General features: G+C 71.2%; 22 protein-coding genes. 7 read left to right on the forward strand and 15 right to left on the reverse strand.

Going from position 1 to position 19,845, the window contains the following annotated elements; all coding sequences use genetic code 11:
* Positions 1 to 137: 137 nt before the first annotated feature.
* Genes ACWCRB_RS31400 through ACWCRB_RS31425 form a run of 6 tightly spaced genes read right to left on the reverse strand, consistent with a single transcriptional unit; the run spans position 138 to position 5,107 of the window.
* Positions 138 to 869 (reverse strand): enoyl-CoA hydratase-related protein, encoded by a 732-nt coding sequence (locus tag ACWCRB_RS31400; protein WP_450999270.1) that lies wholly within the window; start codon positions 867 to 869, stop codon positions 138 to 140.
* A gap of 17 nt (positions 870 to 886) precedes the next feature.
* Complete coding sequence (locus ACWCRB_RS31405) at positions 887 to 1,198, reverse strand: hypothetical protein (RefSeq protein ID WP_450999271.1); 312 nt, start codon at positions 1,196 to 1,198, stop codon at positions 887 to 889.
* Between the two features lie 40 nt (positions 1,199 to 1,238).
* A complete protein-coding gene (locus tag ACWCRB_RS31410; protein WP_450999272.1) occupies positions 1,239 to 1,601 on the reverse strand; it encodes a hypothetical protein in 363 nt (120 codons plus the stop codon).
* Positions 1,598 to 2,305 carry an ABC transporter ATP-binding protein gene (locus tag ACWCRB_RS31415; protein ID WP_450999273.1) on the reverse strand — a complete coding sequence of 236 codons (708 nt, stop codon included), beginning with the start codon at positions 2,303 to 2,305 and terminating at the stop codon, positions 1,598 to 1,600. Before ACWCRB_RS31415 ends, ACWCRB_RS31410 begins: the two co-directional genes overlap by 4 nt.
* Positions 2,302 to 3,012, reverse strand: a complete 711-nt coding sequence (locus ACWCRB_RS31420; RefSeq protein WP_450999274.1) for an ABC transporter ATP-binding protein — start codon at positions 3,010 to 3,012, stop codon at positions 2,302 to 2,304. Before ACWCRB_RS31420 ends, ACWCRB_RS31415 begins: the two co-directional genes overlap by 4 nt.
* A complete protein-coding gene (locus tag ACWCRB_RS31425) occupies positions 2,993 to 5,107 on the reverse strand; it encodes a branched-chain amino acid ABC transporter permease (RefSeq protein ID WP_450999275.1) in 2,115 nt (704 codons plus the stop codon). The genes ACWCRB_RS31420 and ACWCRB_RS31425 overlap by 20 nt, the downstream gene beginning before the upstream one ends.
* Before the next feature lie 114 nt (positions 5,108 to 5,221).
* Here ACWCRB_RS31425 and ACWCRB_RS31430 point away from each other — a divergent pair, with 114 nt between their 5' ends.
* Genes ACWCRB_RS31430 through ACWCRB_RS31450 form a run of 5 tightly spaced genes read left to right on the forward strand, consistent with a single transcriptional unit; the run spans position 5,222 to position 8,887 of the window.
* The gene (locus ACWCRB_RS31430) at positions 5,222 to 5,692 is read left to right on the forward strand and encodes a pyridoxamine 5'-phosphate oxidase family protein (RefSeq protein ID WP_369031654.1); all 471 of its coding nucleotides are present in this window, start codon (positions 5,222 to 5,224) and stop codon (positions 5,690 to 5,692) included.
* Between the two features lie 56 nt (positions 5,693 to 5,748).
* The gene (locus tag ACWCRB_RS31435) at positions 5,749 to 6,168 is read left to right on the forward strand and encodes a nuclear transport factor 2 family protein (protein ID WP_450999276.1); all 420 of its coding nucleotides are present in this window, start codon (positions 5,749 to 5,751) and stop codon (positions 6,166 to 6,168) included.
* Complete coding sequence (locus ACWCRB_RS31440; protein ID WP_450999277.1) at positions 6,165 to 7,265, forward strand: acyl-CoA dehydrogenase family protein; 1,101 nt, start codon at positions 6,165 to 6,167, stop codon at positions 7,263 to 7,265. The genes ACWCRB_RS31435 and ACWCRB_RS31440 overlap by 4 nt, the downstream gene beginning before the upstream one ends.
* 2 nt (positions 7,266 to 7,267) lie before the next feature.
* Positions 7,268 to 8,056, forward strand: a complete 789-nt coding sequence (locus ACWCRB_RS31445; protein WP_450999278.1) for an acyl-CoA dehydrogenase family protein — start codon at positions 7,268 to 7,270, stop codon at positions 8,054 to 8,056.
* A 30-nt stretch (positions 8,057 to 8,086) separates the two neighbouring features.
* Positions 8,087 to 8,887: an acyl-CoA thioesterase gene (locus ACWCRB_RS31450; RefSeq protein WP_450999279.1), complete on the forward strand. Its 801-nt coding sequence runs from the start codon at positions 8,087 to 8,089 to the stop codon at positions 8,885 to 8,887.
* Positions 8,888 to 8,899: 12 nt separating this feature from the next.
* Here the strand turns inward: ACWCRB_RS31450 and ACWCRB_RS31455 are convergent, their stop codons facing one another.
* Together ACWCRB_RS31455 and ACWCRB_RS31460 are read right to left on the reverse strand one after the other, a co-directional pair.
* Positions 8,900 to 10,045, reverse strand: a complete 1,146-nt coding sequence (locus ACWCRB_RS31455) for a thiolase family protein (RefSeq protein WP_450999280.1) — start codon at positions 10,043 to 10,045, stop codon at positions 8,900 to 8,902.
* Positions 10,038 to 11,462 carry a class I adenylate-forming enzyme family protein gene (locus tag ACWCRB_RS31460; protein ID WP_450999289.1) on the reverse strand — a complete coding sequence of 475 codons (1,425 nt, stop codon included), beginning with the start codon at positions 11,460 to 11,462 and terminating at the stop codon, positions 10,038 to 10,040. Before ACWCRB_RS31460 ends, ACWCRB_RS31455 begins: the two co-directional genes overlap by 8 nt.
* Before the next feature lie 66 nt (positions 11,463 to 11,528).
* Between ACWCRB_RS31460 and ACWCRB_RS31465 the strand changes: the two genes are divergently transcribed.
* Positions 11,529 to 12,293 carry an SDR family NAD(P)-dependent oxidoreductase gene (locus ACWCRB_RS31465; RefSeq protein ID WP_450999281.1) on the forward strand — a complete coding sequence of 255 codons (765 nt, stop codon included), beginning with the start codon at positions 11,529 to 11,531 and terminating at the stop codon, positions 12,291 to 12,293.
* Positions 12,290 to 13,060, forward strand: coding sequence for an SDR family NAD(P)-dependent oxidoreductase (locus ACWCRB_RS31470; protein ID WP_450999282.1), 771 nt, complete (start codon positions 12,290 to 12,292; stop codon positions 13,058 to 13,060). The genes ACWCRB_RS31465 and ACWCRB_RS31470 overlap by 4 nt, the downstream gene beginning before the upstream one ends.
* 74 nt (positions 13,061 to 13,134) lie before the next feature.
* On the opposite strand, the gene ACWCRB_RS31475 is transcribed toward ACWCRB_RS31470, so the two are convergent.
* The 7 genes from ACWCRB_RS31475 to ACWCRB_RS31505 form a co-directional block, all read right to left on the reverse strand.
* Entirely contained in the window at positions 13,135 to 13,956 is an 822-nt protein-coding gene (locus ACWCRB_RS31475; protein WP_450999283.1) for an SDR family oxidoreductase, read from the reverse strand.
* Entirely contained in the window at positions 13,953 to 14,408 is a 456-nt protein-coding gene (locus tag ACWCRB_RS31480) for a VOC family protein (RefSeq protein WP_450999284.1), read from the reverse strand. Before ACWCRB_RS31480 ends, ACWCRB_RS31475 begins: the two co-directional genes overlap by 4 nt.
* Positions 14,405 to 15,469, reverse strand: a complete 1,065-nt coding sequence (locus tag ACWCRB_RS31485) for a CaiB/BaiF CoA transferase family protein (RefSeq protein ID WP_450999285.1) — start codon at positions 15,467 to 15,469, stop codon at positions 14,405 to 14,407. The genes ACWCRB_RS31480 and ACWCRB_RS31485 overlap by 4 nt, the downstream gene beginning before the upstream one ends.
* On the reverse strand, positions 15,466 to 16,407 hold the full coding sequence (locus tag ACWCRB_RS31490; protein ID WP_450999290.1) for an LLM class F420-dependent oxidoreductase: 942 nt from the start codon (positions 16,405 to 16,407) through the stop codon (positions 15,466 to 15,468). Before ACWCRB_RS31490 ends, ACWCRB_RS31485 begins: the two co-directional genes overlap by 4 nt.
* Before the next feature lie 83 nt (positions 16,408 to 16,490).
* Entirely contained in the window at positions 16,491 to 16,901 is a 411-nt protein-coding gene (locus ACWCRB_RS31495) for a cobalamin B12-binding domain-containing protein (protein WP_369031666.1), read from the reverse strand.
* Positions 16,901 to 18,478, reverse strand: coding sequence for a methylmalonyl-CoA mutase family protein (locus ACWCRB_RS31500; RefSeq protein ID WP_450999286.1), 1,578 nt, complete (start codon positions 18,476 to 18,478; stop codon positions 16,901 to 16,903). The genes ACWCRB_RS31495 and ACWCRB_RS31500 overlap by 1 nt, the downstream gene beginning before the upstream one ends.
* A partial coding sequence (locus ACWCRB_RS31505; RefSeq protein ID WP_450999287.1) for a FadD3 family acyl-CoA ligase occupies positions 18,475 to 19,845 on the reverse strand: 1,371 nt, incomplete at its 5' end. The genes ACWCRB_RS31500 and ACWCRB_RS31505, both read right to left, overlap by 4 nt.

Here is a 19,845-nt window from a genome sequence, read left to right on the forward strand (position 1 = left end):
GGGCGGGCCCGGGTGAACCCCCGAGGCGTATGACGACCGGGGGTGTCCACAACCGGTTGCGGATGTGGGCCATCGACGGCACCCGGGAGCAGGTGCTCACCGTGCTGGTCGCGCACGCAAGGGCCCCGCGCCGCCCGTCACCTCCCGGTCCACGTCGGCGTCCTGCGTTCCGCGAACGCCCTCGCCCCCTCCGTCGCGTCCGCGCTGCGGAACACCGACTCGATCTCCGCCGGTTCGGCCCAACGGCGTTCGCGCATCAGCTTCTTGGTCATGGTGACGCCCAACGGGCCGTTCTTCGCGATCAGTTCGGCTAGGGCCAGCGCCTCCGCGCGGACGGCGTCGGCCGGGACGACGCGGTTCACCAGGCCGATCTCCCGCGCCCTGGCCGCCGTGACCAGTTCGCCCGTGAGACCCATCTCCAGGGCGACGGCGAGTGGGATGCGGTCGGCGAGGGTCGTGGCGCCGCCCGCCGCGAAGAGGCCGCGTTTGACCTCGGCGATGCCGAGGGACGCGGTGTCGGCGGCGACCACCAGGTCGCAGGCCAGGGCCAGTTCGAAGCCGCCGGCCACCGCCGGTCCGTTGAGGGCCGCGACCACCGGGGTGGCCACGCCGTCGCGGTAGAACCAGCTCAGGCCGTCGAAGCGGGCGCCTCGCGCGAACGCCTTCAGGTCCATGCCGGCGCAGAAGACCGGGCCCGCCCCCGTGAGGACGATCGCCCTCACCGCCGGGTCGGCGTCCGCCTCCTTCAGCACCGCCGACAGGTCTTGAAGCAGCTCTGGGTTCAGGGCGTTTCGTGCCTCGGGCCGGTTCATCGTGGCCACGAGGACGTTGCCCACCCGTTCGGTCAGGACCAGCTCGTCCTGCGGCATGACAACTCCCGTTCGGTTCAGTCGGACGCGGGCAGCGGCTTGGCCGCCTTGATGGTCATCGGGGCGCCGTCGCAGGCCAGTTCGCCCGCTCCGGAGGCGGTGCAGAGCAGTTCGAGGGTGCCCGTGGCGTCCACGTACCGCTTGCCGATGACCGTGCCCGAGCCGGGGTCCTTGACCTGCGGTGCGGAGGCGGCGGGCGTCATCGGTGCGCCCGCGCAAGTGAGTTGGGGCTGCGCGTCGGCCGGGGCCCGGATCACGACCACGCGGGTGCCGCAGGCGGTGCTGGCGAGCTGGTCGCCGGGGCGCAGCGTCGTTGCCGGGGTGGTCATGGCTGGGTTCCCTTTCGGACTGTCGGTCGCGGGCTGGGGGTCATTCCGGGTCCCGCAGTCGATCCGGTTCGCGCAGTCGTTCGGCGAGGAGGCTGACGTCGTACGACTGGCGGGCCATCCAGAACCGCAGGAAGCCGGTGAGGGAGTAGCGCAGGAAGAGCGCCGAGCCCACCACGCCGGAGGCGATTCCGGCGATGCCGAGGGCGATGCCGTCGTTCTGGACGAGGGGGTCGAGGGTGTTGTGGGTGACCAGGTAGCCGGAGGCGCCGAGGATCACGCCGAGGGCCATCAGGACTCCGCCGAGGCGCAGCCAGAGGGTGGAGCGGGCGGCGGCCGGGTCGGGGATCTTCAGTTCGGTCAGTTCGCGGACGAAGCGGTCCGCACGTGGCTCGGTGGATGTCATGCGGAACTCCCGAGGTAGAGGGCGGACAGTTCGGCGCGCAACCCGTCGTCGGGGTGGCCCTGCCGTTGGACCTTGCCGCGGACGAGTACGGCGGCGCGGTCGGCGATGTCGAGTACGGCGGCGGCGAACTGCTCGACGACCAGGACGGCCACGCCCTGCCGGGCGATCTCGGCGACCTGTTCGTAGAGCCGGGCGACCACCAACGGGGCGAGTCCCATGGAGAGTTCGTCGAGGAGGAGGACGGCCGGGTCGGTGGCGAGGCCCCGGGCCAGGGCGAGCATCTGCTGTTCGCCGCCTGACATGGTGCCCGCCGGTTGGGAGGCGCGCCGGGCGAGGGCGGGGAAACGGGTGAACGCGATGTCCTCGATCTCGGCGCGGGTGCGGCCGGTGTAGGTCATCATCAGGAGGTTGTCGCGCACCGAGAGGTTGGGGAACACCCCGCGCCCCTCGGGGATCAGGCACACTCCGGCGCGGGCCAGGTCGCGCGGGTCGGCGCCCGTCATGTCCCGTCCGCCAAGCAGGAGTTGGCCGGACTCGGTCGGGTGGACGCCCGCCGCGATCCTCAACGTGGTGGTCTTTCCGGCGCCGTTGGGGCCGAGCAGCGCCACCACCTCGCCGGCGGCGACGCCGAGATCGACTCCGTGCAGGACGGTGATCCGTTCGTGGGCGGCGCGGATGCCGCGCAGTTCGAGTAGCGCGTTCACGCGTCCCCCAGGTAGGCGGCAAGGACCGTCTCGTCGTTGCGGATCACGTCGGGCGGGCCGACGGCGATGACCTTCCCGAGGTCGAGGACGTACACGTCGTCGCACACGCTCATGACGAGGCTCATGTCGTGTTCGACGAGGACGACGGCGGTGCCGTCGTCGGCGAGGGAGCGCAGGAGGGCGGCGAAGCGTTCGGTCTCCTCGGCGTCCTGGCCGGCGGCGGGTTCGTCGAGGAGGAGCACCTTGGGGCGCAGGGCGAGCGCCCGGCCGACCTCGACGAGGCGGCCTACGCCGGTGGGGAGGGTGTCCGGGGCCGTGTCGGCGATGCCGGTCAGGCCGAGGCGGTCGAGGATCTCCTTCACCACGCCTGCCGCGCGCGGCCGTTCGGGGCCGAGTTCGGCGGCGACGAGCAGGTTGTCGTGCACGCTGAGCCGGCCGAACAGCTCCAGCCGCTGGAAGGTGCGGGCCAGCCCGCACTTGGCGCGGGCGGAGGGACGCATCCGGGTGACGTCCCGGTCGTCGAGGAAGACGCGCCCCGACGACGGTCTGCGCAGCCCGGACGCGACGTCGAACAGGGTACTTTTCCCTGCCCCGTTGGGCCCGATGAGCCCGGTGATCCGGCCGGGCTCGGCGGTCATGGCGACCCCGTCCAGGGCCCGGTTCCCGCCGAAGGCGACCGTCACTCCACTAACTCGCAGCGACGCCACGGGCCAGCACCTCCCCGTCCTCCGGGCGCCAGTCACGCCGTACGCCCCACCACTCGACCGGAATCTCCGGCTCGGCCGCAGGGGCCTGCCGGACGCTCGCCCATGTCCGTAGTGCCACTGCCACGACGAGGGCTCCGCCGAGGAAGGTCCAGCCGTTGATCAGGTCACCGAGGCGCAGCAGCCAGGCCGTCGCCAGCCAGGCGACGAGCGCGGTGAGCGCGATACGGTCGCGGCCGAGCGGCTCCCAGTCGCGCCGGAAGTGGGGCGCGATGCCGTCGGGGTTCTTGCCGAGGCCCATGCCCGCGAGGGCCGGCAGCAGGGCGACCGGGTTCTGCAGCGAGGGTGCGACGGCGATCAGCGCGTTGGTCGGCCCGATGAGCGCCGTACCGGTGAACAGACCGTTGCCGACCGCGCCGAGGCCGCCGATCACCGCGACCAGGAAGATCGGCAGCCCGGCGATGAGGTTGAACTGGTCGGGGGTGATGGCCCGTTGCTGCATTCCGTAGAGCGCGCCGCCGAGGCCCGCGATGCCCGAGGCCAGCGAGAACACCAGCACCTTGGCGAAGAGGAGGTTGCCGCCGAGGGTGGCGTACGCGGCCTCGCTGTCGCGCAGGGCGATCAGCCGCCGCCCGAACCGGCCCCGCCGCAGCGCCGCCACCCCGATCGAGGCTAGGGCGAGACAGACCGCGGCGAGCACCATCGTCTCCTCCCCGCTGTCCAGTCGCAGCCCGAACAGCGAGGGGCCGGTCACTTCCACCGAGCCCTGGTCGAACAGCACGACCTCGACACCGAAGACATGGAAGGCGGGGAGCGTGAAGATCCAGCGGTCGAGTACGACGGCGAACGCGGCGGTCCCCAGCGCCAGATACACGCCGGACAGCCGCAGCGCGGGCAGCGCGATCAGCGCCCCGGCCACCGCCGCGACCAGCACCGCGAGCCCGAGCGCCCACAGTTGCCCGTGCGCGCCGAAGTGCGCCCACACGACGGCGCCGATCCCGGCCATGCTCAGCTGGCACAGGGAGATCTGGCCCGCGTAACCGGTCAGGGGGACGTACGAGAGTGCCACCACGCCGAGCGAGAAGATCGGCCCGTACGTGATGAGGTCGGCCTCGCCGAGCATCGACGCCAGGACGACGCCGAAGGCGATGGTGGCGGCGGCGAAGACGAGGGTGCCGCGTGCCGTCGGTACCGGGACCGGGGCCAGGCGTCGGTCGCGGCCGCGCAGCCGTCGGTGCGGGAACACCAGCAGGGCGATGAACAGGAGCAGGGCCGGGGCCGCGAGGCGCAGGCCTGGCAGGTAGTCGTTCTGCGGCAGGTAGCCGGTGAGATAGCTCTCCGTGCAGCCGATGACGACAGCGCCGATGAAGGTGAGCGGCACACTGCGCAGCCGGCCGAAGACGGCGGCGGTGTAGGCGCTGACGATCAGGAGGGAGAGCTGGGCGGCGTCCAAGGTGACGGTCGGCGCGATCAGGATGCCGCCGAGCGCGGCGAGTTGAGTGCCCAGAATCCAGGCGGCCTTGTTGGCCCGTACGGGATCGGCGCCCGTGAGTCCGACGAGCGCGCGGTCGTCGACGGTGGCGCGCATCTCGGCGCCGGCGCGGGTGCGGTAGAGCAGGATCCGCAGGCCTGCGGCGACGGCGATGGCGACGCCCATGGTGATGGCCTGGTGCCAGGTGACGGCGGCCGGGCCGATGTGGAAGGGGGCCCGGTCGTCGAAGAAGGCCGGCAGGGGCCTGGCCACGTTCGGGTCCCAGATCCAGCGCGCTACCCCAATGAGGCCACTCAATAGTGCGACGGTCATCACCAGTCGTTCCGCTTCCCCCAGCGCCTGGACAGGCCGCAGGATGAAGCGTTCGACAAGGAGACCGAACGCCGGGGCGAGCAGAAGCAGTACGACGGCCAGTGCGACCGGAACCGGCCAGCCCCAGCCGACGGTGAGCTGCCAGTAGGTGAACGCCGAGAGCATGCCTGCGGCGCCATGGGCGAAGTTGAAGACGCCGGTGGTGGTGTAGGTGAGCACGAGACCGCTGCCGATGACCGCGTAGATCGCGGCAGTGCTGAGGCCGACGATCCCGAAGGTGAGGAACTGGTCCATGACGCGCCGCCACTCGATGCCGGGGTAGGCCGACTGAGTGTCCCCCTCTCTAGGGCTGGAAACTAGCTTCTCACTTAGCGAGAATCAACCATTCGGACAATGCTGGGAGAAACGATGACCGGACAGCGCAGGGGAACGTCGATCGCCATGACGGAGTCGGAACGGGACGCGTTTCTGCGCGCCCAGCCCGTGTGCCGGGTGGCGACGGTCGGGGCGGGCGGGCACCCCCATGTCAGTGCCCTGTGGTTCGTGTGGGACGGAACGGCCCTGTGGCTGAACTCGCTGGTCCGCAGCCAGCGCTGGACCGACCTCGATCGCGACCCGAGGCTCAGCGTGATCGTCGACGACGGCGGCGCCGACTTCATGCAACTGCGGGGCGTGGAGCTGAAGGGCAGCGTCCAAGTGGTCGGCGAGACACCCCGGAAGGGGGCTCCCGTGGACGAACTCCGCGAGCCGGAACGGCTGTTCGCGGACAAGTACGCGGGCGGCAAGGACTTCCCGTACGACGGGCGGCACGCATGGCTGCGGGTGACGACGGAGAAGGTGGTGAGCTGGGACTTCTCGAAGCTGCGGAAGGACCGTTGACGCTCCGACCCCTACCGTGAGAACCTTCCGCTCTCTTTAAGAGAATGGAATTCTCAATGTCCACTGACGACCTGATGGAGATCCAGCAACTGCTGGCCCGGTACGCGGTGTACATCACCCAGGGCGACCTGGACGGGGTGCTCGCGGTCTTCACCCCCGACGGGACCTACAGCGCCTTCGGGGACACCTACGCCCTCGACGAGTTTCCCGCGCTGGTCGCGGCGGCCCCCAAGGGACTCTTTCTCACCGGGACCGCCGTGATCGAGCCGGGCGCGGACCAGGACTCCGCGTCCGGCACCCAGCCGCTGTGCTTCGTCGACCACTCCACCCACGACCTGCGCATCGGCTATTACAACGACACGTACGTGCGGACCGCCGACGGCTGGCGGCTGCGCACACGCGCCATGACGTTCATCCGCCGCAGCGGCGCGCACGACTCGGGCCGCCCGCACGCCTACCAGCGCCCGGGGACATGAACGTCACCGAGTTCCGCGCGGACCTGCGGCGCTGGCTCGACACGAACGACCTCTCCCCCGGCCCCGACGACTCGCTCGACGCGCAGGTCGCACAGCTCGCCCGGGTCCGGCGCGCGCTGTACGAGGCGGGGTGGATGCGGTACGGATGGCCCGCCGAGGTGAGGGGGCTCGGCGGGCCCGCCGTACTGCGCGCGGTACTCGGCGAGGAGGTCGCCACCCGGGGCCTGGCCGAGCCCGGGATCTACTCCATGGTCGAGGTCCTGGCCCCGACGATGATCTCGTACGCGCGTCCGGAACTGGCCGCCGAGATGGTCCCGCGGCTGCTCGGCGGCCGGGAGCAGTGGTGCCAGGGCTTCTCGGAGCCGGGTTCCGGCAGCGATCTCGCCTCGCTCACCACCAGGGCCGTCCCCCGGGGCGACGACTGGGTGGTGACCGGCCAGAAGGTGTGGACGAGCCTCGCCCAGTACTCCGCCCGCTGTGTCCTGCTCACCCGCACGGCTCCCGGTCACGCGGGCATCACCGCGTTCTTCGTCGACATGGACACCCCGGGGATCACCGTTCGGCCGCTGCGCACGATGCACGGCGTGGACGAGTTCGCGGAGGTGTTCTTCGACGACGTGGTCGTCCCCGGCGACCGGATGCTGGGCCGCCCGGGCGACGGCTGGCAGCTGGCGATGGACCTGCTTCCGCACGAGCGCTCGACGTGCTTCTGGCACCGGATCGCCCATCTCTACACGCGACTCGACCACCTGCTGGAGCAGACACCCGCACCGGACTCCGCCCAGGACGACGACGCCCTCGGCGCCGCCTATCTCGCCTTGCACACCGCCCGCTGCCGCTCCCACACGACGCAACGGCGCCTGGCGGAAGGCGAGCACCTGGGCCCGGAGACCTCCGTCGACAAGGTCCTGCTGGCCACGGCGGAGCAACAACTCTTCGACACCGTACGTGACTTGCTGCCCGGCGTACTGGAGCTGACGGAGACGCCCTGGCGGTCGGAGTACCTGTACTCACGCGCGGCGACCATCTACGGCGGTACCGCCGAGATCCAGCGGAACATCATCGCGCGCCGGTTGCTGAACCTCGGGAAGGATTAGCGATGGACGCCGCCGAACAGGATCTGCTGACCGAGACGCTCCGCAAGGCGATGGCGACGGCGACAGGTCCGGCGCTCGACTCGGCACTGACCGACCTCGGTTGGGCCGACCTGTTGACGGAGGCGCCCGAGGTCGCGGTCCCACTCGTGTTCCGGCTCCTCGGCGAGACGGGCGCACATGCGTCGCTGCTCAACGACGTCGTGCTGCACGCAGCGGACCGACCGCTCGGGGGTGCGCTGCCGTTGCCGTACACGGGCGGCTCGTGGGTGGTGTGGGAGCGCGGCGGGAGTGGGACGCCGGATGCGGCTCTCGACGGTGAACTGCCGTTACGGGTCAGCCCAGTTGGTGAGCCAATCCCGCTCGGCGCGGGTCGGCGGGCGCTCGGCTGGTGGCTGCTGGGCACCGGGCGGGCCATGCTCGCGCTGGCCCGGACGCATGTGCTGGACCGGACCCAGTTCGGCCGGCCTCTCGCCTCCTTCCAGGCGGTACGGCACCGGCTCGCGGAGACGCTCGTCGCGCTCGACGGCGCCGAGGCGACCCTCGGGGCCGCCGACGACGAGCTCGGTTCACTGCTGGCCAAGGCCGCGGCCGGGCGGGCGGCGCTGACGGCGGCCCGGCACTGCCAGCAGGTCCTGGGCGGGATCGGCTTCACCGCCGAGCACGATCTGCACCGGCATGTCCGACGGGCGCTCGTACTGGACGGACTGCTGGGCAGCGCACGGGAGTTGACGCGCGAGGCGGGGGCGCTCGTACGGGAGAGGCGGTCGGCGCCTCGGCTGGTTCAGCTCTGACACTCTCTCTTTCTCACCTTGGGAGCCACTGTGACGGATCTCTGGAGTGACCTGCTCGCATGCCTCGAACTCCGCGCCACTGACGTGGACTTGACGTTCGAGGGGGCCAACCAACGCCTCGGCTACCGCCGGTTGTTCGGCGGGCAACTGCTGGGCCAGTTCGTGCGGGCGGGCTCGTCGGCCTGCCCGGACAAGGCGGTGAAGTCCGTACACGCCCTCTTCGCACGCGAGGGACGGCCAGACGAGCCCGTCCGTTACGAGGTGACGCAGCATCACGAGGGTTCCACCTTCGCGACGTTGGGGATCGTCGCCCGCCAGTCCCACGGCGTCATGGCCACCGCGTCGGTGTCGATGCACGTCCTCGAAGACGGCCAGGATCATCAGGTGCCGTTCCATGTCCCCGCCGTACCCGGCGAGGAACACGCGGTGGATCTGAATCTGCTGCCCTGGGACACCCGTGCGGTCACCGATCTGGACACCCCCAAGTCGGAGGCGCCGGAGTACGAACTCTGGATGCGGATCCCGGCCGTCGCGCCCGAACTGGCCCCGGCCCTCACGGCGTACGCCACCGATCTGACTCTCATCGGCACCGCTCTGCGCCAGGTCGAGGGGGTCGGCCAGTACGACGCGAACAAGGTGTTCACCTCGGCCGTGACGGCACACACCGTGCGCTTCCACCGCCCCTTCCGGACCGACTCCTGGCTGCTCCTGCGCCAGCACAGCCCCCTTGTGGCGCACGGTCGTTGCTACGGACACGGTGACGTACTCACCCAAGAGGGCTCCCTGGTCGCCTCGTACGCCCAGGAAGCCCTGCTCCGCTTCAAGAACTGACCGGACGCCGGCTCACGGCGCGGGCACCTCGATCACCGTCGCCGAGCCCATCCCCCCGCCCGCGCACATGGCGGCGACGCCGATCCCGCCGCCGCGTCGGCGCAGTTCGTGCACGAGGGTGACCAGCATGCGCGCGCCCGTGGCGGCGACCGGGTGGCCGAGCGAGCAGCCGCTGCCGTTCACGTTGACGTGGTCCGGGTCGAGGCCGAGTTGTTTGATTGCGGCTACGGGTACGACGGCAAAGGCCTCGTTGATCTCATAGAGGTCGACGTCGGAGAGTGAAAGCCCGGCGCGTTTCAGGGCCTTGGGGATCGCGGTGACCGGGGCGAGACCCATGTCGGCGGGGTCGACGCCGACGGACGCCCACGCCCGGACCGTGCCGAGCGCCGGGAGGCCGAGGCGGTCGCTGGCGATGACCAGGGCCGCCGCACCGTCGTTCGCGCCGCCCGCGTTGCCCGCCGTGATGCTGAAGCCCTCGATCTCCGGATGGAGCGGCTTGAGCGCGGCCAGCTTCTCCGCGCTGGTGCTGCGACGCGGGTGCTCGTCGACGGAGAACAGGCCGTGCGGAGTGTCGATCGGCAGGTATTCGGCGTCGAAGCGGCCCTCGTCGATGGCGCGTACGGCGTTCCGGTGCGAGCGCAGCGCCCAGTCGTCCATCTCGGCGCGGCTGATGCCCGCCCGGACAGCGGTGTTCCAGCCGACGGTGATCGACATGTCGGTGTTGGGGGCGTCCGGAGTGGCGGGGTGCGTCGGCGACATCCAGGGTTCCCACTCGCCGTCGACCTTGGTCACCGAACGCGGCGATGTGGAGGCCGAGTTGACGCCGCCGGCGATGACGAGTTCGTCCATGCCTGCGCGGATGCTCGCCGCCGCGCTCTGCACGGCGGCCTGCCCGGCGGCGCAGTGCCGGTTGTGGGCGAGTCCGGGAACCCAGGTGAGGCCGGTGGTCACGGCCGCGTGCCGGGCGATGACACCGCCGCCGTACAGGCCCTCGCCGAGGACGATGTCGTCAATGAGGGCCGTGTCCAGGCCCTCCGTGGCGGCGGTCGCGGCCACGATGTGGTGGGCCAGGTCGAAGGCCGTGGTGTCGCGCAGGGTGCCCTTGAAGGCGGTGCCGACGGGAGTGCGCAGGGCGGACACGATGACTGCTTCAGGCATGGGTGGTCTCCAGGTCGGCGAGCAGGGTGCGGCGCAGCAGCTTTCCGGTGTCGGTCTTCGGCAGTTCGGCGCGGAAGACGACGGTGTCGGGCGTCTTGGCGGACCGCAGACGGGCCTTGACCCAGGCGCGGATCTCGTCCGGGTCGCCCTCCCCGACGAGCACGGCGACGATCCGCTGCCCCCACTCGGAGTCGGGCAGCCCGATCACGGCCGCCTCGACGATGCCGGGATGGGTGAGGAGTACGTCCTCGATCTCGGCCGGGGCGATGTTCTCGCCGCCCCGGATGATGGTGTCGTCGGCGCGCCCCTCGATGAACAGATAGCCGTCGGCGTCGAGCCGCCCGCGATCCCTGGTGGCGAACCAGCCGTCGGCATCGAGCGCGTCGCCGCGTCCGCCGTACTCGCCGGAGATCTGCTCGCCACGCACGAACACCAGCCCGGTACACCCGACTTGGGCCGCCTTGTCGCTGTCCTCGCTGCGGATTTGGATCTCGACGCCGGGCAGTGCGCGCCCCACCGAACCGAGCCGGTCGCACACCGCCGGTTCGTCGGACACCAACGCCTCGCGGTGGTCGTCAGGGCCGAGCACCGCGATCGAGGACGCCGTCTCGGTGAGGCCGTACGCGTTCACGAACCCGGTGTCCGGGAAGGCCCGCAGCGCCCGTTCGACGACGGGTCGCGGGGTGCGGGCACCGCCGTACGCGAGGCTGCGCAGGGTCGGTGCCTGGGCGGTGGCGCCGTCGGGGACCTCGGCGACGATCCGGGCGAGCATCGTCGGGACGACCAGCGCGTGGGTGACGCGTTCGCGTCGGACGGTGGCCAGCCAGTCGGGCGCGTCGAAGGCGGACTGGTACACGATCCGGCGCCCGGAGTAGAGGTTCGTCAGCAGGTTCATCAGACCGGCCACGTGGTACGGGGGCACCGCAACGAGCGTCGCGGCGTCGGGCTCGGCCGACCCGAACTCCTGGGTGTTGAACACGTAGGCGAGCAGATGGCGGTGGCGCAGGAGGGCGGCCTTGGGCTCGGCCGTCGTACCGCTGGTGTAGAGCACGACGGCGACGGCGTCCTGGGCGTCGGGGGCCGACTCGTCCCCCTCTTCCGGCTCGCCCGAGAGGAGTACGTCGAGATCGGCGGGGTGGAGCACCAAGGCTCCCGGGTGACGCTCGACCAGCCGGGCCAACTGGTGTTCACCGAGGCGGTAGTTGAGGGGGATGAAGGGGACTCCCGCCAAGGCCGCGCCGAACAGGGCGACGGGGTAGGCGAGATGGTTGGCGCCCAGATACAGGACGGCCGAACGGTGCCGGAAGCGGTGCGCGGCGGCCCGGGCGCGGTCCAGCAACTCCGAGGCGGTCAGGGAACGGTCGTCCGCCGTCACCACCACCCGGTCTCCGGCCGAGGTAGCCATCTCCAGAATCATGGTTATATTCATGAGAACGCTATTCTCATCTGACTAGAGCACTGCTTGCAAGAGAGGAAAACCTTGATGCAGATCAGTGGCAGCTCAGCAGTCGTCGTCGGTGGGGCGGGAGGCCTGGGCGAGGCCACCGTCCGCCGGTTGCACGCGGCGGGAGCGAAGGTGGTCGTGGCCGACCTCGCCGACGAGAAGGGCAAGGCGCTGGAGCAGGAGCTGGGCGTGCGCTACGTCCGGACGGACGCCACGTCCGAGGAGGACGTCCTGGCGGCGCTGGCCGAGGCCGAGTCGGCGGGCCCGCTGCGCATCTCGGTGGACTGCCACGGCGGCCCGGCGAGCGGCGGCCGGCTGATCGGCAAGGACGGTACGCCGATCAGCCTGGAGGGCTTCCGCACGACCATCGAGGTCTATCTGACCGGCGTCTTCAATGTGCTGCGCCTGGCGGCCGCCGCCATCGCCAGGCAGGAGCCGACGGAGGAGGGCGGCCGGGGGGTCGTCGTCAACACCGCCTCGATCGCGGCGTACGAGGGCCAGATCGGCCAACTCCCGTACGCGGCGGCCAAGGGCGGCGTCGTGAGCATGACGCTGGTGGCCGCCCGCGACCTGTCCCCGCTCGGCATCCGGGTCGTCACCATCGCCCCGGGCACCTTCCTGACTCCCGCCTACGGCAAGGCGGGTGACCAGTTGGAGGCCTACTGGGGTCCCCAGATCCCGCATCCCCGGCGGATGGGCCGCTCCCCCGAGTACGCGGCGCTCGTCGAGCACATCTGCGAGAACGACTATCTGAACGGCGAGGTCATACGCCTCGACGGAGCGCTCAGGTTCCCGCCGAAGTGAGCGACGCGGGTGGGTCGTTGAGGCCGTTGAGGTCATTGAAGGGGAAGGTCGCGTTCGTCGCCGGGGCCAGCCGGGGCATCGGGCGGACGGTCGCCGTGGCCCTGGCGGAGGCCGGGGCGTCGGTGGCGGTGGCCGCGCGGTCCGAGGAGGCGGGCCGGCTGCCGGGGACGATCCACTCGGTCGCCGACGGGATCACGGGGTCGGGCGGCCGGGCGCTCGCGGTGCCCTGCGACGTGAGCAGCGAGGAGTCGGTGGAGGCGGCCGTGGCTGCGACCGTCGCCGAGTTCGGCGGTATCGACATCCTCATCGCCAACGCCGGGGTGCTGTGGCTCGGCCCGGTCGAGTCCACGCCGCTCAAGCGCTGGCAGCTCTGTCTGGACGTCAATCTGACGGGCGTCTTCCTGGTCACCAAGGCCGTGATTCCGTACGTCCGGGAGCGCGGCGGCGGTTCGCTGGTGGCCGTGACGACCAGCGGGGTCGGGATGACCGACCGGGGTGCCAACGCGTACTGGGTGTCCAAGGCGGCCGTCGAGCGGCTCTATCTCGGGCTGGCCAGCGATCTGCGGGCCGACAACATCGCCGTCAACTGTCTGGCCCCGTCCCGGATCGTCCTGACGGAGGGGTGGCAGGCGGCGGGCGGTGGCCGGAAGATCCCGCCGGAGATGGTGGAGCCCCCGGAGGCGATGGGCCGGGCCGCGGTGCTGCTGGCCGGGCAGGACGCGGGCGGGATCACGGGGACCGTACAGCGGTCGGAGTCGGTCGGCTGAGGAGAGCATGCTGGTCGCCAACTGCTGGGCAGAGTCCAGCAGTTGGCGACCGCTACTGCAGGCGCATGTCCCGCCTACCCCCGTACCGCCGCACAGGCACCGCCGTCGATCAACAGGTCGATGCCGGTGACGAAGCTCGCCTCCGCCGACAGCAGGAAGGCGACCCCGGCGGCGACCTCCTCGGCGCGGCCCGGGCGGCCGGTCGCGGATCCACGTACGAGCGCGTCCATGGCCGGCTGCTTCGCGGCCTCCTGGCGGCCCTGCGGGGTGTCGATGACGCCGGGCGAGACCGAGCAGATACGGGCGCCGAGCGGGCCGAGTCGGAGCGCTTCCCGTCGTACGAAGCGGTGTACCCCGTGTTTGGCCCAGGCGTAGGCGGCGCCGGGGTCCTCGACGGCCGGTCCCAGGACGTCGTGGAGCCGGTCGAGGAAGGCGTCGTCGAGCGGGTCGTCCAGGACGGCCGCCACGGCCGGGTCTGCTTCCAGGTTGCCGAGCAGCGGGGCCATCGAGGCGAAGCACACCATCGCCGTGCCCTCCGTGGCCAGTGGGCGCAGGGCTTCGGCGAGCAGCGCGGTGCCCACCAGGTCGACGGCGAAGATGCTGCGCCAGTCGGCCATCGTCGGTGAGATGCCGGCGGCGTGGGCGACGGCGCGCAGGGTGCCGAGTTCGGCGGTGCGGGCGGCGACCCGGGCCATGCCGTCCCGGTCGGTGACATCCAGGACGAACGGCTCGACGGCCGCGCCCCCGTCGGCAGCGGTCAGTTCCTTCGCCGCCGCCGTCACCGTCTCCTCGTCCCGGTCGACGAGCAGCAGCGTGTCCACCGTGCCGACCATTCGTTGCGCGCACGCGAGTCCCATTCCGCGTCCGGCACCGGTGGCGATCCCTACCGTGCTCATGCCTTGCCCTCTCCGGTGGCCCAGAACTTCTCCAGCATCGGCTGTGCCGCCCGGTCCACGAGTTCGACGAGCACCCCGTCCGGGCCACGCAGGAAGGCGAAGTCGGACCCGGTGGAGCCGATCCGGGACGCCTCGACCCTGTAGCCGAGGTCGGTGAGTCCGGCGCAGTCCGCGGCGACGTCGTCGGACCAGTAGCCGACGTGGTGGACGCCCCCGCCGGGTGCCGCTTCCCAGAGGGTGCCGGGGATGTTCCTGATGATCTCCAGCCGGGGTGAGGTCCGCGAGTACACGCAGCTGAGCCGGACGACGGCGTCGCCGGTCGGCAGCGTCATGGTCAGCGGTCCGGCGATCTCCGCGCACCACTCGTATCCGAACGCCGCCGACAGGCCGGCCAGCGTCCCCTCGAAGTCCTCGGCGACGATGCCGAGATGGAACTGGTCCTCGCCCCTCATGACTTGGTCACCGCATCGCCGTGCTCGCCCAGCCGGGGCGGTGGCCCGTAGTCGGGCTCGTGGCCCGCGATCCGTACGGGGCTGCGGACCAGCCGGTACTCCCCCGCCGTCACCACGGCCTCCGGTGTGGCGGCCAGCGCCTGAGGCAGCGTGCGTACGGCGGCGGCCGGTACGCCCAGGGGCCGCAGCCGGGACTCCCAGGCGGCGGCGGTGTCGGCGGCCAGGGCCCCTGTCACCGCGTCCAGCACTTCCTCGCGCCGCGCCGCCCGCTCGGCCATCGTCGGAAACCCTTCGACGCCCGCCTCGGCCGCGAAGGACTTCCAGAAACCGTCGTGGGTGATGAACAGCGCCAAGTGGCCCTCTGCGGTGGGGAAGAGCTGCGCCGGTACGTAGTAGGAGTGCGCGCCGAGCGGCAGGCGCCGTGGCTCGGTGCCCTCGTTGAGGTAGGCCGAGGCACGGTAGTTGAGCTGGGACAGCATCACATCCCGCAGGGAGACATCGACTTGGCCGCCGCGACCCGAGACGATCTGCGCGAGCAGCCCCAACGCCGCTGTGAGGCCGGTCGAGTTGTCGGCGGCGGAGTAGCCGGGCAGGGTTGGCGGGCCGTCGGGATCGCCGGTGAGCGCGGCGACTCCGGTGGCCGCCTGGACGACGTAGTCGAAGGCCGGTTCGTCGCCCGTCGACAACCCGAAGCCGGTCAGCGCGACGCACACGATCCGCTCGTTCCACTTCCGCAGCGCCTCGTAGGTCAGCCCCAGCCGATGGATGGCCGACGGCTTGAGGTTGACGAGCAACGCGTGGGCGTGGGCGGCGAGTTCACCGAGTCGGTCCTGTCCCGCTCCGGTCGTCAGGTCCAGGCAGACGCTGCGCTTGCCCCGGTTGAGGCTGGCGAAGTAGGCGTCGCTCACCTGCCGCGAGATGTCCCCGCCGGGCGGCTCGATCTTCGTGACCTCGGCTCCGAGGTCGGCGAGCATCATCGTGGCGTAGGGGCCGGCCAGCATGTGGCCGACCTCCAGGACGCGGATGCCCGCAAGTGGCCCGACCGTTGACCCGGAGGTCATCGGACTTCCACCGCCAATGCGGCGAGCATGTCCCGCGTACGACGCTTGGAGGCGACCAGTTCGTCCCTGCCCTCGCCGATCGGCAGCAGCCGTACGGAGAGGTCGGTGACTCCGGCGTCGGCGAACCGTCGGAAGCGGGCCAGGATGGCCGCCTCGTCGCCGGCCGCGCACAGGTCGCCGATGTCCTGGGCGTCGCCGTACTCCAGCAGGCGCTGGTAGTTGGGCGAGATCTCGGCCTCGCCGAGGATGCGGTTGGCGCGTTCGCGGGCCGCGTCGACCTCCGTCGGACGGCACAGGCAGACGGGGATGCCCGCGACAACCCTGGGCGCCGGGCGGCCCGCGCCCTCGGCCGCCTTGGTGATGCGCGGGACGACGTGGTCGGACACCGCTCGTTCGTCGGCCATCCAGAGGACGGTGCCGTCGGCGCGCTCGCCCGCGAGAGCCAGCATGACCGGGCCGAGCGCGGCGATCAGGACGGGCAGCGGGCCGACCGGGCCGAGGTCGAGCGGGTTGTGCACGGTGAAGGTGCCGTTCTCGACGTCGACCGGGCCGGGGCCGTGCAGGGCCGCGTCCAGGACGTCCAGGTAGTCACGGGTGAACGCGGCCGGCTTCTCGTACGGCAGTCCGAGCATGTCCCGGACGATCCAGTGGTGCGAGGGGCCGACGCCCAGGGCCAGCCGTCCGCCGGTCGCCGCCTGTGCGGACAGCGCCTGGCGGGCGAGGGCGATCGGATGCTGGGCCTGGAGCGGTACGACCGCCGTTCCGATCTCGATCCGTTCCGTCCGCGCGCCCATCAGCGCCACGGCCGTCAACGCGTCGAAGTCCGTGGGTATTTGAGGCACCCACGCGGTGTCGAGGCCCGCCTGCTCGGCCCACGTCACGTCGTCGATCATCCGCGCTACCTTGCGCGCGGAATCCCCACGCTCCGGCCCGATCATCACACCGACCCGCACAGTGCCTCCAGGTACGACAGGTATCGAGAGCTATCGACAGGTGTCCAGCTACAGGTGGGTCCCGGGGCTCATGAACCGGTGGCCGCGCTCCCCGTCAGCGCCCGCATCTCCGCCACCAGCACGTCGAGCGGCGTACCGGTCGGGAAGACCGCCGCCGCGCCCGCCGCCCGCATCCGGGGGACGTCGGCCGGCGGGATGGTGCCGCCCACGACGACGGCGATGTCGTCGGCCCCGGCGGCCCGCAGCGCCTCGACCACCCGGGTGGTAAGGGCGAGATGCGCGCCGGAGAGGATGCTGAGCCCGACCACGGCCACGTCCTCCTGGACCGCCGTCGCCACAATGGTGTCGACGCGCTGGCGGATGCCGGTGAACACGACCTCGAATCCGGCGTCGCGCAACGTCCGCGCGACGATCTTGGCCCCGCGGTCATGGCCGTCCAGGCCGGGCTTGGCGACGAGAATCCGAGCCGCCGCGCCCATCAGAACACCACCGGCTGCTGGAACTCGCCCCAGACCGCCTTCAGCGCGGCGACCATCTCCCCCACCGTGCAGTAGGCGTTGGCGCAGTCGATCAATACGGGCATCAGGTTCTCCGTCCCGTCCGCCGCGCGGGCCAGCCGGGCCAGTTGCTCCCGTACGAGGGCGGCGTCCCGCGTGGCCTTCACATCGGCGAGCCGCTTGAGCTGGCGGTCGCGGCCCTCCGCGTCCAGTTCGTAGGTCGCGAGGTCCGGCGGCGGCTCGTCGGAGACGAACCTGTTGACGCCGACGACCGGGCGCGTGCCCGCCTCGACGTCCAGGTGCAGTTGGTAGGCCTCGTCGGCGATGAGTCCCTGCAGATAACCGTCCTCGATGGCGCGGACCATGCCGCCGTACCGCTCCAGGTCGTCCATGATCTCGACGATCCGCGCCTCGGTGGCGTCGGTGAGCGCCTCGACGAAGTACGAGCCGCCGAGCGGGTCCGCGACCCGGGTCACGCCGGTCTCGTGGGCGAGGATCTGCTGGGTGCGCAGGGCCAGCGTCGCCGAGTCCTCGCTGGGCAGCGCGAACGGCTCGTCCCATGCGGCCGTGAACATCGACTGCACCCCGCCGAGTACGGAGGCCAGCGCCTCGTACGCCACCCGGACGGTGTTGTTCTGGGCCTGGGGCGCGTAGAGCGAGGCCCCGCCGGCCACGCAGCCGAAGCGGAACATGGACGCCTTGTCGCTCGTGGCGCCGTACCGCTCCCGGACGATGGTGGCCCAACGCCGCCGCCCCGCGCGGTACTTGGCGATCTCCTCGAAAAAATCGCCGTGCGTGTAGAAGAAGAAGGAGATCTGCGGGGCGAACTGATCGACCGTCATCCGACCGCGCTCCAGCACCGTGTCGACGTACGTCACCCCGTCGGCGAGCGTGAACGCCATTTCCTGTACGGCGTTGGCGCCCGCGTCACGGAAGTGCGAACCGGCGACCGAGATCGCGTTGAACCGGGGCACCTCGGCGGCGCAGAACTCGATGGTGTCCGCGATCAGTCGGAGGGACGGCTGCGCGGGCCAGATCCAAGTGCCCCTGGACGCGTACTCCTTCAGGATGTCGTTCTGGATCGTGCCGGTGAGTTTCGCGCGCGGCACGCCCTTGCGTTCGGCGGCGGCCACATAGAAGGCGAGGAGGATCGCCGCCGTGCCGTTGATGGTGAAGCTGGTGCTGATCTTGTCGAGCGGGATGTCCTCGAAGAGGATCTCCGCGTCGGCGAGGGTGTCGAGGGCGACGCCGACCCGGCCGACCTCCTCGGTCACCTCGGGGTCGTCGGAGTCGTAGCCGCACTGGGTGGGCAGATCGAGGGCCACCGACAGGCCCGTACCGCCCTGTTCAAGGAGGTAGCGGTAGCGGCGGTTGGACTCCTCGGGCGTGCCGAAGCCGGAGTACTGGCGCAGTGTCCACAGCCGTCCCCGGTAGCCGGTCGCGTAATTGCCGCGCGTGAAGGGGAACTTGCCCGGCTCGGGTGGTTCGCCGCGCAGGTCGGCGGGTCCGTAGACCGCCTGGAGCGGGATGCCTGAGGCCGTTTCGTGCGGTTGGGTCATCGCAGCTGGTCCTTCATCACCTTGCCGGTGGCGTTCAACGGCAGTTCTTCGAGGAACTCCACGGACCGGGGCGCCTTGAACCCGGCCATCCGCTTACGGCCCCAGGCGATCAGGTCGGCCGCCGAGACGGGTGCGCTGCGGACGACGAACGCCTTGCCGACCTGCCCGAGCCGCTCGTCAGGTACGCCGATCACGGCGGCCTGCGCGACGGCCGGGTGTTCGAGGAGGAAGCCCTCGATCTCGGCCGGGTAGGCGTTGAAGCCGCCCACGATGAACATGTCCTTCTTGCGGCCGACGATCCTCAGGTGCCCCCGGTCGTCGAGGGTGCCCAGGTCTCCGGTGTGCAGCCAGCCGTCCGCGTCGATCGTCTCCGCGGTGGCGGCGGGATCGTCGAGGTAGCCGCGCATGACGCTGTAGCCGCGGATCAGGACCTCGCCGTCGGCCGCGACGCTCACCTCGACGCCCTCGCAGGGGGTGCCGACCGTCGTCGCGATGTCCTCGAAGGAGTCGCCGGGGCGGGAGGCGGTGGCCGTGCCCGCCTCGGTGAGGCCGTACCCGGTCATGATGTGCTCGAAGGGCAGGTCGCTGACGATCCGGCGGATCAGCTCGACCGGGATGTCGGCGGAGCCCGTCACCGCCACCCGCAGGGAGGACAGGTCGTGCCGGTCCCCAGCCGCCAGGAGCGAGTGGTAGAGCGTGGGCGGACCGGGCAGGACCGTCACCTTCTCCCGTTCCACCAGCTCCAGTACGCGGTCCACGTCGAAGACGGGTACGGGGAGGATGGTCGCGCCCCGGATCAGGGAGGCGATACAGCCCGCCTTGTAGCCGAAGATGTGGAAGAACGGGTTGACGATCAGATAGCGGTCGCCCTCCCGCAGGGTCGCCAGGTCGCACCACTCCCCGTACAGGCGGAGCGTCTGGGCGTGGGTCATCAGGACGCCCTTGGGCCGCCCGGTCGTCCCGGAGGTGAACGTGATGTCGCTGACGTCGTCGCCGCTCACCGCCCGCTCGAACGGCGAACCGCTCGCCAGGAAGCCCGACTTGAGGTCGATCACGGGCACGCCCGGCGGGCCCTCGAAGTCGAGCCCGAGGAAACCCGCCTCCACGAGGACGATCTTGGCGCCGCTGCGGCAGATGATGTCGTGGGCCTCGTCCGCCTTGAACCGGGTGTTGACCGGGACGAGCACCCCGCCGGCGGTGAGCAGCCCGAAAGCGGCGACGATCCACTCGGCGGAGTTGGGCGCCCAGATCGCGACCCGGTCGCCCTTCCCGATCCCGGCCGCGGCGAAGGCGCCCGCGGCCGTGCGGACCCGGTCGACCAGCTCGGCGAACGTGAGCCTGAGTTCGCCGTCGACGACCGCTTCGGC

This window comes from Streptomyces sp. NPDC002156, from assembly GCF_053593675.1.

Bases quoted from the DNA above. Each gene is read 5' to 3' on its own strand.
- ACWCRB_RS31425 (WP_450999275.1), bottom strand. From the start codon at position 5,107: ATGGACCAGTTCCTCACCTTCGGGATCGTCGGCCTCAGCACTGCCGCG.
- ACWCRB_RS31500 (WP_450999286.1), bottom strand. From the start codon at position 18,478: ATGACCCAACCGCACGAAACGGCCTCAGGCATCCCGCTCCAGGCGGTC.
- ACWCRB_RS31475 (WP_450999283.1), bottom strand. From the start codon at position 13,956: ATGAGCACGGTAGGGATCGCCACCGGTGCCGGACGCGGAATGGGACTC.
- ACWCRB_RS31490 (WP_450999290.1), bottom strand. From the start codon at position 16,407: ATGATCGGGCCGGAGCGTGGGGATTCCGCGCGCAAGGTAGCGCGGATG.
- ACWCRB_RS31460 (WP_450999289.1), bottom strand. From the start codon at position 11,462: ATGATTCTGGAGATGGCTACCTCGGCCGGAGACCGGGTGGTGGTGACG.
- ACWCRB_RS31400 (WP_450999270.1), bottom strand. From the start codon at position 869: ATGCCGCAGGACGAGCTGGTCCTGACCGAACGGGTGGGCAACGTCCTC.
- ACWCRB_RS31465 (WP_450999281.1), top strand. From the start codon at position 11,529: ATGCAGATCAGTGGCAGCTCAGCAGTCGTCGTCGGTGGGGCGGGAGGC.
- ACWCRB_RS31440 (WP_450999277.1), top strand. From the start codon at position 6,165: ATGAACGTCACCGAGTTCCGCGCGGACCTGCGGCGCTGGCTCGACACG.
- ACWCRB_RS31455 (WP_450999280.1), bottom strand. From the start codon at position 10,045: ATGCCTGAAGCAGTCATCGTGTCCGCCCTGCGCACTCCCGTCGGCACC.
- ACWCRB_RS31480 (WP_450999284.1), bottom strand. From the start codon at position 14,408: ATGAGGGGCGAGGACCAGTTCCATCTCGGCATCGTCGCCGAGGACTTC.
- ACWCRB_RS31445 (WP_450999278.1), top strand. From the start codon at position 7,268: ATGGACGCCGCCGAACAGGATCTGCTGACCGAGACGCTCCGCAAGGCG.
- ACWCRB_RS31485 (WP_450999285.1), bottom strand. From the start codon at position 15,469: ATGACCTCCGGGTCAACGGTCGGGCCACTTGCGGGCATCCGCGTCCTG.
- ACWCRB_RS31405 (WP_450999271.1), bottom strand. From the start codon at position 1,198: ATGACCACCCCGGCAACGACGCTGCGCCCCGGCGACCAGCTCGCCAGC.
- ACWCRB_RS31430 (WP_369031654.1), top strand. From the start codon at position 5,222: ATGACCGGACAGCGCAGGGGAACGTCGATCGCCATGACGGAGTCGGAA.
- ACWCRB_RS31495 (WP_369031666.1), bottom strand. From the start codon at position 16,901: ATGGGCGCGGCGGCTCGGATTCTCGTCGCCAAGCCCGGCCTGGACGGC.
- ACWCRB_RS31435 (WP_450999276.1), top strand. From the start codon at position 5,749: ATGTCCACTGACGACCTGATGGAGATCCAGCAACTGCTGGCCCGGTAC.
- ACWCRB_RS31410 (WP_450999272.1), bottom strand. From the start codon at position 1,601: ATGACATCCACCGAGCCACGTGCGGACCGCTTCGTCCGCGAACTGACC.